10 protein-coding genes are annotated in these 12,110 nt (G+C 57.0%); 2 read left to right on the forward strand and 8 right to left on the reverse strand.

Going from position 1 to position 12,110, the window contains the following annotated elements; translation table 11 throughout:
* The 3 genes from ACF8AM_RS10250 to ACF8AM_RS10260 form a co-directional block, all read right to left on the reverse strand.
* Window positions 1–584 (reverse strand): nucleoside monophosphate kinase (locus tag ACF8AM_RS10250; RefSeq protein WP_392555550.1); only part of this gene is annotated, 584 nt, incomplete at its 3' end.
* Window positions 585–672: 88 nt separating this feature from the next.
* Complete coding sequence (locus ACF8AM_RS10255; RefSeq protein ID WP_392555551.1) at window positions 673–1,965, reverse strand: hypothetical protein; 1,293 nt, start codon at window positions 1,963–1,965, stop codon at window positions 673–675.
* Complete coding sequence (locus tag ACF8AM_RS10260) at window positions 1,962–2,948, reverse strand: ABC transporter permease (protein ID WP_392555552.1); 987 nt, start codon at window positions 2,946–2,948, stop codon at window positions 1,962–1,964. Before ACF8AM_RS10260 ends, ACF8AM_RS10255 begins: the two co-directional genes overlap by 4 nt.
* A gap of 298 nt (window positions 2,949–3,246) precedes the next feature.
* On the opposite strand from ACF8AM_RS10260, the gene ACF8AM_RS10265 reads away from it, so the two are divergent.
* A complete protein-coding gene (locus tag ACF8AM_RS10265) occupies window positions 3,247–5,664 on the forward strand; it encodes a hypothetical protein (RefSeq protein WP_392555553.1) in 2,418 nt (805 codons plus the stop codon).
* 28 nt (window positions 5,665–5,692) lie between these two features.
* On the opposite strand, the gene ACF8AM_RS10270 is transcribed toward ACF8AM_RS10265, so the two are convergent.
* Both ACF8AM_RS10270 and ACF8AM_RS10275 read right to left on the reverse strand, forming a co-directional pair.
* On the reverse strand, window positions 5,693–6,010 hold the full coding sequence (locus ACF8AM_RS10270) for a P-II family nitrogen regulator (RefSeq protein WP_392555554.1): 318 nt from the start codon (window positions 6,008–6,010) through the stop codon (window positions 5,693–5,695).
* Window positions 6,007–7,227 carry a Gfo/Idh/MocA family protein gene (locus tag ACF8AM_RS10275; RefSeq protein WP_392555555.1) on the reverse strand — a complete coding sequence of 407 codons (1,221 nt, stop codon included), beginning with the start codon at window positions 7,225–7,227 and terminating at the stop codon, window positions 6,007–6,009. Before ACF8AM_RS10275 ends, ACF8AM_RS10270 begins: the two co-directional genes overlap by 4 nt.
* Before the next feature lie 50 nt (window positions 7,228–7,277).
* Here ACF8AM_RS10275 and ACF8AM_RS10280 point away from each other — a divergent pair, with 50 nt between their 5' ends.
* Window positions 7,278–10,112, forward strand: coding sequence for a hypothetical protein (locus tag ACF8AM_RS10280; RefSeq protein ID WP_392555556.1), 2,835 nt, complete (start codon window positions 7,278–7,280; stop codon window positions 10,110–10,112).
* Between the two features lie 149 nt (window positions 10,113–10,261).
* Here ACF8AM_RS10280 and ACF8AM_RS10285 read toward each other — a convergent pair whose 3' ends face one another.
* The 3 genes from ACF8AM_RS10285 to ACF8AM_RS10295 all read right to left on the reverse strand — a co-directional run.
* Entirely contained in the window at window positions 10,262–10,960 is a 699-nt protein-coding gene (locus tag ACF8AM_RS10285) for a hypothetical protein (RefSeq protein WP_392555557.1), read from the reverse strand.
* A gap of 259 nt (window positions 10,961–11,219) precedes the next feature.
* Window positions 11,220–11,381, reverse strand: a complete 162-nt coding sequence (locus tag ACF8AM_RS10290) for a hypothetical protein (protein ID WP_392555558.1) — start codon at window positions 11,379–11,381, stop codon at window positions 11,220–11,222.
* Window positions 11,378–12,110, reverse strand: a 733-nt coding sequence (locus ACF8AM_RS10295; RefSeq protein WP_392555559.1) for a DUF1559 domain-containing protein, incomplete at its 5' end; no start/stop codon positions are given. The genes ACF8AM_RS10290 and ACF8AM_RS10295, both read right to left, overlap by 4 nt.

Raw genomic sequence — 12,110 nt, forward strand, 5'->3', positions numbered from 1 at the left:
ACGGTCGGTTTGCGGAAATTTATGGCCAGCGGAGTTGAGTGATATTCGCGGTACAGTTGATTCATTTTTTGGATCAACAGGTGCAAACATTCCACCTGCACTCGGGTTCGCGGGAACCCGTCCAAGATGCAGCCGTCCCGGTATTCTTCTTCCAGCAACTTGCGGAACAGAATGCCAACGACTTCCGTGTCACCGACCATTCCGCCGGCTTCTTTGATGCGTTTGGCCTCCGGAGTGTCGAGCAAGCTGCTGACGACAATCGGTTCGCAAGTCAATCCGCGGGCTTTCGAGATGAAACCGCTGTTGGTTCCCTTCCCCGATCCCGGCGCACCGCCCAACAGAATCAACTCTTTGGTGAACCGCAAATTTTCGCGGCCGTACTCTTCTTCGAGATCGTTCCAAACGTTGGTGAAAATCACATGGGCGTCTTTCACTTCGAGATCCTCAACGGTGTGTGCCGCTGCCGCAGCAACCGCTTGATCGGTCACCAGTTGAGACGCTTGGTTTTCAGCTTCGCCCACGACCGAGTCGGGCAAGTCCACTTCCGGATTGGCGATTTCAGGTGGTTCGTCCAGAGGATCCATGGCAACAAGCTGATTCTTGCAGGGATGTGAAAAATGACATGACGCTTGCCGCATCCTAACCAAGGATCGATGCAACGCGAAGCGTCTTTCACTCAGGGGACGCCAGATGCACGACGGGATAGGGCGTAAAATCCGTTGCAATCCGTAAAGCGATGGGTTGGGCGGGATCTGCCCCCGAATGGGGTTCAGTTTTCAGCGTCAACCAAACCTTGTCCTTGCCCAGAATTTGATTCCGCAACACGCGAGCAAACCCAGGCTCGATCCCATCACGACGCGTTCCGATCACCTCGTCGCCAATTTCACGAATGACGGGTTCCAATCGTTCGCCTGCGATCCGGAGCTTTTCACGAGCTTCAGCGGATGTCCACACGTCCACCCATACCTGACGAAGCCGTTCGTTCTCAACCACAGCTTCCATCACGATCGTCCGAAGCAAATCGCGAGCCTCGTCGTCTTGGACAATTTGCAGAGCAACGTTTCCGAGTCGTTCTCGCAGGACATCGTTGGCCGCCAAATCTCGCAGAATTGCCTCGACCGCCGCCGCGATCTCATCAAGATGGTCTTCGACAATTGGAACGACTTCCTCCTCCACAAATCGCGACCACTCCTCTCGCAGCAATTCGCGTTCAGGAAGCGGTGCACTGTCATAGAGAGCTCGCCAACCAAACCGCCACAGCGAGGCCTTGCCCCAGATCTCACGCCCGATCTCTTCTGCCGGTTTTCGGCCATGAAGACGCAGCACCGGCAACACTTCCGTGCGGACCAATGGAACCATCTGATCTTGGATGATCTCTTCGCGAAAGCGGGTGGTGATCGATTCCAGTTCCGCGTCGTGCCGCTTCAGCGAGGCGGCCAATTCCAATTCGATGACCGGCAAACTCTGACGAACGGTTTCAAAAACCAGTGGCAGCATCGCCTCACTGATCTCTTCACCGTGTTCACGCATCGCCTGGGAGATTTTCTTCGCCAATTGCTCCCGTTTGGGTTGGGGCAACAATGTCGCCATCACATCATCCAGTCTGCCTGATGAACGATGAAGGGTCGCATGGATCGAATGTTCGGGATCCCAAAACGGGCTGTTGCGTTCAAGGTTCAGCGGCTCATACAACGCCAACGTCGCCGTTTTTGCATCCGGGTTGATCTGCCGAACGTGCCCAACCTGATGCCACTCATCCCGCTCTGGATCCATCGAAAATGCCGCATCCCCAATGCTCAAAGCGGATGCTGGATCCGATAGCACGACCGAGTCCATTGGTGCCCAAACCGCAGAAACCAACGGTTGCGACCCGCTTCGTGACGAAGCGATCAGCCACCCACCACCGATCAGTAAGCACCCAGCCCAGAACGCTGCGCCGAGAAGACGAATGGTTTTCGTTGTCATACGGAATCTTTCTTGAGGGCTCGCAGGCGATCAACGTAAACCGCCGCGACAATGATCACACCCAACAGAATGTTTTCAATATGGTTTTCCAATCCCAGCGAAGTGCAACCGTGCGCGATCACGCTCATGATCAACACGCCGCACAGTGTTCCGACCACGCTGCCGCGGCCACCCAAAAGTGATCCGCCACCGATCACGACCGCGGCGATGATTTCCAACTCCAGCCCCATGCCGGCCGAGGCGTCGCCTTTTCCGAGTCGCGCGATGTCGACACAGCCCGCCAAACCAAACAACGCTCCCGCGATCACATAGACCAAGATTTTCGTTTGGCGGACCTTCACGCCACACAATCTGGCGGTCGCTTCGCTGGATCCGATCGCAAACACATGCCGTCCAAACAAGGTCTGGTGCAGCAACAGTGCCGTCGCGATTGCCAATGCGACCGTCAACCAAACGCCCCAACCAAAGTTAGGCACAACCGGGTAAGCGATCCATTCCGGGTTGGGAAACGGTGTCACCGATGCCCACAACCATTCAGGGATCGTGTCAGCCGGCGGCGTGATTGTTCCACCCTGATCCGACAGGCTTTTGCCCAACCCCATGAAGATCGTCATCGATCCCAACGAGATGATGAACGGGGTCAGTCGCAAACCCGCGATCAAGACTCCATTGAACAAACCACACAGTGCGCCCGCACTGACTGCCATCGCGAGCGCCGGGAAAATCGACCATTCGTTGTCGAGCGTCAATGCCGCGACGCAGCCGCATAGCGCCGCCGCGGTGCCTGCCGACAGATCGATGCCTCCACTGATGATGATCAAGGTCATCCCCAGTGACGCGATGCCGATTTTGACGCTTTGAACGCCCACCAATCGCACCGATGCCATGGACGCGAAGTTGCCGTCGCTCCCGGTCGCCCATTCTGCGACCGCAAAGAACACGATCACGACTACCAGCGCCAACAGAGGTCCGGCGGTATTCAATCCTCGCTTCAACAACGCTGTGGTTTCCTACTGAATGATGACAAAACGCGAAGCAGGCTGGCTTTCGCGGTCCAATGCCCCGTCGCCAACGCAGGCAGAGCAGTGTACCAGCGCAAGCGTTTCGGTTCAGTCGGGTTGTGCGGCATGCACGGCCGTCTTGGCAAACAAGTGAAACCTTACCGGCAATTCACCTCAGTGAAACGGCAACGACTGGCCGATCGATTCGTGTAGGCGGCAATTGGCAAGGATGTCAAGCCATTGTTGACTTCCCTCCCTTGTCATTCACCCAGTACCTGCTGTGTCCAGAAACTCATCCAATTTTCTGCGTGTCCATCGTGGCGATCATGCATCGGATTCTGCCAAGCTTTCCTCCAAGCAATCGCAGATGAAGTCGCATAGCAAACGTGCGTTGGTGACTTCCGGCGACGCTCATCGTTTGGCATCCCAAGCCAACGACTTGGCAGATCACTTGCAGGCACAGCAAGCGATCCTGCGTCAGCAGCAAGTGGAACTGGCGATCCAAGCCACCATGGCGGCCGGTCAATCCTCCCGTCCCGATCCAACCGAATGCATCGATCGATTGCTCGGGGACGCGACGTTGGCGACCGGCACGACCGCGGCAGCGGTGTACTTGCTCGACGACGAAACGGAGTTCTTGGCAACTCGATTCGTTTTCGGTTTGTCACCCGCTGATCGCTTGGGGGCCCAGCGTCCACTTCGTGGTGCTCGTGGTGATTTGGAGGCCATGGTCAAAGGCTTGGTCGCGATTGACGACATGAACCTCGGCCCCATTAGCACGTGGCGTTGTCCGGAACCCTTCCCGGCCGGAATCTGCGTGTGCCTGGGTGAAGCCGAGATGCCAATTGGCACGATGTGGTTGTATGCCGCCGCTGTGACGGCATTCAACGACGTGCACACCGCCGCGGCCCGTTTGGCCGCATCCAACCTGCAGCAAACGTTGCTCCGCTTGGCAGAACAAGACGCCGCACCGGATTCCTCCATCCGGTTGATTCTGCCCAGCGACGTGACCCTGGATCATTCCCGTGATGTCTCGCCCCCACCGACCGAGACTCATGACGACATGGAGATGATTGAGGAGAACAATCCCACCAGCAACGAAGCTGCCCCTGTCGAGGAAGATGTCGATGGTGCTATCCCTCCCGGCACCATCGCGTCCTCAGCGGATCTCATCGATTGCCCTCCCGTCGATGAATCCGACTCCGTGATTGGCCCGATCGCGGATGAATCCACCGATGAAGTTCCTCCGAAAGCCCCTTCGAGGGACCATCTGGATTTGATCGACGACGAGAGTTTGTTGGATGCGGCCTTGGAATCCGCGATCGAAGCTCAACTGGTCAAAAGCGATGAGTTGATTGCGGACCTGCAACGAGATACCGATTTTCACTCGGAAGACGACTTGGGGCTGTTCTCTGAAAATCAAGACGATGATTTGGCTAATGACAACACAGCCGATCCGGAACAATGGCCGCTGCTGTCCGGCTATGACGAAGAAACCATGCGACTGGCAGCCAAACTTGATCTGCAAGACGCTCAGTTCTTGGCGGGCAACTACGACCCAAACGAGATCGATCAATTCGACGCCGATGCGATGGAGTTCCATCATGGATGGGATAACGACGAATTGGACCGCCACGTCGTCGATGAAGAAGATGCCGAATCCATGTGCACGGACTTTGTCGATACCAGCGATGACGAAGAAGACGAATCCGACGAGAACATGATCTCGTTTGACTTGTCACCCGATTCGCATGCGTCGCCAGAGTCGGCCACCATCGATGCAATCGACGGCATCATCGCACTCATCGACGACTTCGACGCGGACTTTCCAGCACGTGCACCGGAGCATGATAAGAACGACGATTCCATTCTCACCAATCGAGCCGTCGCAGAGGACACGGAGCCCGAAAACTTTGACTTGGCACAGCAGGTTTCAATCTGGCAGCACCAAACCCTCCCCATGGGCACCAAAATCTGCCCGTCTTGGTACGCCGATGGCATGATTGAATCGCCGTTGGATGTGGCTCAAAGCTGGCACCTCTGGGACATCTTGCCCGATGGTCAGATTGCCATCGCGATCTGCCAACCCAACGGCGGCGCAAATCCGCAGATCGATCTCAGCAATGTGATGGATGTGACCGTCGTGCGAGCCGCCCTGCAGGCTCACATGGGTTACCGGCACCAACCGGCCGACGCGGTTCGCCGAGCCTACGACACGCTGTTCCAAATTCGCGATCACTCCTTCGCTGGCGAGGGGCACGGCAACGTTTCATTGCTTTACGCCCACATCGATCCTGAATCAGGGGAAACGAGGATGGCGTCGACCGGGGACTGGTCGACGCTCGCGATCTCCAAGTTTGGTTACCGACCCGTCGGTTGGCTGGACCGAGAATCGGATCGCAACCATCGCGATCTCGGGACCAGCAGTTTGGAGACAACCTGCATCGGCAACGTCGATATCACCAGCAGCCACCTGTACCTGCAACAGGGCGAAGTGTTCTTGGTCGCGGGATGTCAATGGATGGGATTGCAACCCGCGACGGGAGTCCCTGGTTATCCACAACATCAAATTGGCACGGCGATCACCCAAGCCATGCGGGAAGGAAGAATCAGCCCGCTGGCGGCCCTGCGAGATTGGATGGACCAAACGACACTCAACGGCGAGCGATCCGCGATGACCCTCCATCGGATGGGCTGATCAGTGAACCATCCGTGAGCGATCGCAATCAAATGTCGATCACGTTGGCGACGGGCAAGACAAAGATCTTTCCGTCGCCGATCTGACCCTCGGTTCCTGTGCGAGATGCGTTTCGAATGATCTCGACAATCGGTTCCAAGTCGTCGTCGTCGATCACCATTTCAAACGTCACCTTTCGCAACAAATCGATCTTGTATTCGTTGCCGCGAAACAAGGCGGTTTGCCCGCGTTGACGTCCGTAGCCCAAAGCGTCGCCCACGATCGTGTCGCTGAACCCCGCTTCATCGAGAGCCGACTGAACGTTGGATAGTTTGGTTGGTTGAATGATGGCTTGAATCAAAATCATAGCGTCACCGTTTGGCCCGTCGTCATCGAAGTTTCCGTCGCCTCCAGCATCCGCTGCGTCTCGAGCGCCTGCCGATGATACTCTGCCCAAGGAGGCGATGGTGAATCCCAGAGTTGTTGGTCTTGCTCAGTCGCGTTGATCCAACCAATCAATCGCGAAATCATGTTGTGCTCTTGGTGACATTCGCAACTGAACGGATGCACTTTGCCCGATGCTTCGTGCACCCATCCCCGAGCAGGTTTGTCCGGCCACGGCCGAGTGAAATCATCACACACAATCGAGGCTTCTTCGCCGGCGATTTCAAACCATTTGCGCGTGGCGGTGTCAAAGGCACACGACATCGTTGCCGACACCTCGTTTGGAAAATTCATCATCGCGGTCACTCGGTAAGGAACGCCGCCACGCATCACCGCTTGAGCGTTCACGGTGAGGGGCAATCCATCGTTAGCCAGACGCAAGATTCCGGCCGCATACCATCCCAAATCAAGCAGACACCCGCCGCCCAGTGAAGCGTCCTGGCGATGGTCGCCGGATTGAAACGGATTGAAAAACGAGACCGCCGAGCTGACATGCCGCAGTGCACCAAGGCGAAAGTCCGCTTCGCCTTGCGGGACAGTTGCCCCTTTCAACCACCGCCGAAACATGTCCGTGCGGTCGTGATGCAGCCAAGCCGTTGCGTCGAGCCAGTGCACTCGTGCGTTCTTGCACGCGTCCGCCATATCCTGAGTGGCCTGAGATGTTGTTGCCAGCGGTTTCTCACACAGCACATGTTTGCCAGCCCCCGCGGCCGCCATCATCCATTCCGCATGCAACGATGGCGGCAACGCCACGTACACCGCGTCGACATCGTCACGAGCGATCAATTCCGCATAACCGGAAACAGCATTCGCGATGCCATACGAATCGGCGTACCAACGGGCTCGCTCGGATGTCCGGCTGGCGATCGCCGTCACGCTAGCACCGGGCGTCGATTGTAAATCCGCGACCAACCGGCGAGTGATACGGCCGGTGCCCAAGATGCCAAACCGGATCGGCTGGGATTCGTCTTCCGTGAGTGTGGGTTCAGCCTGCAAGGGTTCAATCAACGCGTGCGAGGAAAGGGATTGATGGCGAAAGCGTAGCCGATCCCCCGGACAATCGGCACCACCAGTCTGATCGTTCATCTCACTGCAAGGAATCCGCTCGATTTCCGTTTTCCATCTTGCCAACCCGAGCATTGCACCCCCTGCGTGCTAACTTTCCTACGGACGGAATTCTTTCTCGACGTATGACCGATGGATCGATGAAAACGCACACGATCATGAACGATCAAAGCCCCCGCAATGGCCAGCACGCCATTGTCGGTCGCTTGCGTTTTCTGACGCTGGCCTGCGTTTTGTTTTCCGCATTGCTCTCGTCCGGTTGTGCGAACCTGCGTTTGCCCGCGATCAATCCAACGGGCGAAACGTTGTTTTCACCGCTTCCCACCACAACCAGCCTGGCACTACCCGGTTGCTTGGAAGACGGAAGCTGTGGTTGCCTGGGTTGCCTTCGAGGCCTGGGGACTTGTCTGAAATCGCCGTGCTTGGGAATTCCCAACCCTGCGTTTCCCGAACCCGAAGATCCACCGCAGTGCGTCGATCCCAATGCCACGATTGGCAGCGGCGTCGCGGACACTGGTCCCTGCGTTCCTGGGCCTGGCTGCTCCGGCGATTGCCTGACCGGACCACCCGCGGTTCTTTATGGCACCGAGATCACGGCTCAAAAAGCTTGCCAGTTGCCGCCCCGCGGTGACCGAGGTTGCATCCTGCTGACGCCACAAAAGATCGTGGCTCCCGTCGGTGGCGAAGTCATGTTGCTCTCAGGCATTTGTGGCACCGACGGCTACTTGCTGACCGGGGAACCACTCGAATGGATGATGACCCGGGACAGTGTCGGCAACATCATCGAAGTCGGCGACGACGATCCCGGTTTGGTTCATCGCTTGACCAAGGTTCCCGTTGCCAAGAAAGAATCGCCCGGGTTCGCTCGCGGTGTGACCAGCACCAAAGAGATGGTGGTCACGCGCGGCAATTCCAATGCCGCCGATGACATCAAACTCGAAAAGGGCCAGACCTACATCACGGTCAGCAGCCCCAGTGAAGGAACCAGTCACGTGACCGTGTTGGCTCCCGAGAGTGATTGCTGGGATCAACGAAAAGCCACCGCGACAATCTACTGGGTCGACGCTCGGTGGCAATTCCCCTCGCCGCAACGCGTTCAAGCCGGCACGGTGGTGGACTTGGTCACCCGAGTCACACGGGCTCAAGGCAGCCTGCCCGCACGTGGCTGGAAAGTCCGCTACGAAATCATGAACCCCGAACTGGCAACCTTCGCGGGCACCGGTGGTTCCTCGGTCGTGGAAGTCAACGTCGACGATTCCGGCGACGCTCGAGCAACCCTGGAACCAGTCCCTGGAACCAGCGGCAATGCCATCATCGACGTTCGCGTGATCCGCCCCGGTGGAACGTCGGACAACATGCCCGATCTGACACTCGGACGTGGGCAAGCCTATGTGACCTGGAGCAGCCCGCAACTGGAACTGCAAGCCGGCGGTCCCGAAGTCGCTTCCTATAAAATCCCCTTCGACATTTTCGCGAACCTGCGAAATCCTGGCGACCAAGACGCAACGGGCGTCCAAGTCGAACTTGGTTTTCCCGCAGGTGTGCGAATTGTTTCCACCGACGCGTTTGCCAAAGTCTTCACGAACACAATCGTTTGGGACATCGGCACCATGCCGGCTCAGCAGCAACTCGATTTGGCCGTCAATCTCACGTCTCCCAGTGCACTCAATCTCACCTTCCGAGCCACCGGTGACTCCGGTTTGATCGCCGAAGACACGGTTCGCGTTGATGTCTTCCGTCCGGCATTGGCCCTGCGAGTTTCGCCCAAGACCGATCGGGTCACCGCCGGCGATCCTGTGAACTTCGAAATCGAAGTCGAGAACACGGGGGATCGACCGCTTCAGAACGTTGAGTTGCAAGCGACCGGTGACAACGCCATGACACACACGGCAACCCAAAGCCGCGAAGTTGGCAATGAGAAGACCGATGGCCCATTGGAACCCGGCGAGATCTGGTCCACCAGCGTCACGTTCGTGCCCACCGATTCGGGGCAGCGTTGCATCGATGTGGTCGCCTTGGCCGCGGGAGGCCAACGGGCTCAGGCTCAATCCTGTGTGATCGCCATCAATCCTGCTCCGCCAACGCCTGCTGTCACCGCGAATTTGCAAGTCCGTGACCGCATGTCGGTTGGGGATCGCGTGCTGGCGACAGGACGGGTGACCAATTCGGGCAAGATCCCGTTGACCAACGTGCGAGCCTCGATGACGTACGACATCCAGTTGATCCCACGCCAAGCGACGACGGATTATTCGTATGTGCTGGATACCCCGTATGTCATCGCATGGACAATTCCTGAAATCGCCCCTGGGCAAACTGTCGTCCTGGAAACCGAGTTCGAAGCCCAAACGACGGCTCAAAGCAGCCGCATCGTGTTTTCCGCCGAGAGCAAAGAAGGTGCTACCAACAGCGTCTCGGACAATGTGCAGATTTTCCCTGCCGCACCCAGCAACGCGCCGCTGACGCCTGGCCCAGCATTGCCGCCCGTCAGCCCCTCGCCGAACATTCCCGGCGGTCCCGGAACGGCCCCGGCCGACCCCAACGCAGGCCAGAGCACGCCGATCCCTGGAAACAACACCCCTTCGCGAGCCGGTGTGTTGCGACTGCAAGTGCTGCAACGCGACATCTCTCCTCGTGTTGGCGATCCGATTCGATACGCGGTCGCAATCACCAACGACACCGACCTGCTCGACTCGCAAGTCCAGATCTACTTTGATATCCCGCCGGGAGTGAGCGTCGAGCGTCTCGTGCAGACAAAAAGCCCTGAACTATCGGGTTTGAGCCGCAGCGGTAACACGATGTACTTCACCGAGATCAAAACGATGAAGCCGGGTGAAACCATCGATTACGAGTTGGTCCTGAAAAGCAATCAATCCCAAGACTTCAACCTGATCCTCGAAGCCAAAAGCCGCAACGTCCCCCAAGGCATCGCCATCCGAGAACCCACCACCGTCTCACCGTAGTGAGCCCCAACAGGCTGTTGGTCGATCACGTTTCCCAGATCGGAGGATCAGCCGACAGGCACTCGCCCAACGTTACTGGAGACGAACCGGGCGCTATCGTGTTCCGGCTGACTCAATCAACAGACTGCTAATCAATTTGGTCGATCCATTTATTCTTCGAGACACATCGAATCAATTGCCTGACGCAATGCTTCGGATGAAACACCCTGGCCAAAGACCCCTTCATCATCCGTTGAGCCTCCTTGATGCATTCCTGCCACCTTGCCGGAATCAAAAAGCAGCGGCGCTCCGTCGGTTGCCTTCAACGACAAACGGTCGTTCTCGAACCGATATCGAATTTTTCCACCTTTGACATCAAGCACCTTCACTGCATGGCACTTCTGACTGGGCGAGGCCCCAGCAAACACTGCAGTGACCATCCAAAGCCTCTGCCCGAGCTGAATAGGATGATTTGACAGTTCCAACATCGTCGGCTTGAACCTACCTACCAGGTCAAACGCGACCACGTCCGTGTCAACGAATTCCTGTGCAGTGTCCTGGTCGCATGGTTGATAGGGAGCACCAATTTGTTTCACCCCATCCGTCGCACCAAATACATCACTCAAGAAAGTCGTTTCGACCGAGTCACTGAGATCCCCAGGATGCAGGTCTCGTTCCAGCCCACCGGCGGTTCCGAGTAAGTGGAACGCTGTCACAAAGACAGGTTTCGAATCCTCACGCATCTGAAACGCGAAACCGGAGCCGATCATGTCGCTGCCGGTGACCACACCGGCGTCTGTTGTGAAGAACGGACGCCACGCGGCGAACTCCATCACGTCTGGTGCCCCCTCCGGTTTCTGAGTCTCCATTCGCTGATTCAAAGCAACTGGGACTGGGGAACTGCGATCGCAACCAAGGGGCATCAAGGAAAGGAACGTCACACAGAATGCAACGTCAAAACGCATCCCTTTCCGACAGGTGTCAATGCTTGATTTCACGTTCATCTTTCGATCGTTTCATTTCCATTGTGTGCACCATCCTTCTCTCCGAACGGCGCTGTGGAACGCCGCTGTCCGCTTCGCAACGCAAAATCTTTGCGTTGCTTGTTGCCGTAGAAACGACGTTGGGTCAGAGAGCCGATTCGCCTTCCGCAATCTGCTTGTCTTCTTCCTCAATCTGTTGCCGCAGTTCTTCACCAAGCGGTGGCGGAGCCTCACCTCCGCCGCATCCGCTGATGCCACAACAGATAACAAGGAAAGCCCAGAGCGATGTTGTTTTGAGTTGACTCATAGCGATTCTCCCCCAATGACTTCACCGTCATCGCAAACACACAGGTTTTTCCAAAGGGTTGCGTCGACGTTATAGGAAAAGAAACGAACCGAACCATCAACGAAAGTGGCGTTCAGGCCCGATTGGTGAGCCGCACCAAAGTAGCGATTCCAATTGGTGAAGGCATTGTAGGCTTGCGGTGGAACGGGCGCGACCGTCTGACTGTCGTGCTTTGGCGGAAAGTGCCAACGCAGCACGCATTCGTCCCAACCAGCGTTGTTCCAGCGTTCGTTGTCGCCACCATCGCGTCCATGTTGTGATGTGTGGAGCGACTTTTCCGCGAAGATGATCGTGTTCGAAGTTCCATCCAGGATATCAGCCAAAGTTCGTTTATCGCCCTCTCCTGGCCACACAATCGCGCCACCTTTGTATGGTTCCAACCCACCATTGGTTTTTGAGCGGGTCGAAACGGCTGGGGCCCCCAACGGAGCTTCCGGGATGTAATCGATCGTCGAATCAGGACGACCGCTATAGAACCCCGCACATCCCGCGTAGTCGACCCTTCCAAACAAAGCACTTCCGTACCCCTTTGGCGAACGGCGTGAGGGGCAATAGTAAGTCGAGACCAATGCCTGAGCGACGTCATCCTCGCCACCATTGTTCGCGACGTTCGGCCAGTACGGTGGGTCGTCGCGACCAAGCTCATAGATGTTGTTGCCTTCGAGAAACGGAAGGATTTTGTATTGGGTA

This window comes from Rhodopirellula sp. JB055, from assembly GCF_043100905.1.
Classification (GTDB): Bacteria; Planctomycetota; Planctomycetia; order Pirellulales; family Pirellulaceae; genus Rhodopirellula.

What these genes read in the sequence shown, in the direction of transcription:
- ACF8AM_RS10255 (WP_392555551.1), bottom strand. Translation starts at nt 1,965, where the DNA reads ATGACAACGAAAACCATTCGTCTTCTCGGCGCAGCGTTCTGGGCTGGG.
- ACF8AM_RS10270 (WP_392555554.1), bottom strand. Translation starts at nt 6,010, where the DNA reads ATGATTTTGATTCAAGCCATCATTCAACCAACCAAACTATCCAACGTT.
- ACF8AM_RS10275 (WP_392555555.1), bottom strand. Translation starts at nt 7,227, where the DNA reads ATGCTCGGGTTGGCAAGATGGAAAACGGAAATCGAGCGGATTCCTTGC.
- ACF8AM_RS10280 (WP_392555556.1), top strand. Translation starts at nt 7,278, where the DNA reads ATGACCGATGGATCGATGAAAACGCACACGATCATGAACGATCAAAGC.
- ACF8AM_RS10285 (WP_392555557.1), bottom strand. Translation starts at nt 10,960, where the DNA reads ATGGAGACTCAGAAACCGGAGGGGGCACCAGACGTGATGGAGTTCGCC.
- ACF8AM_RS10290 (WP_392555558.1), bottom strand. Translation starts at nt 11,381, where the DNA reads ATGAGTCAACTCAAAACAACATCGCTCTGGGCTTTCCTTGTTATCTGT.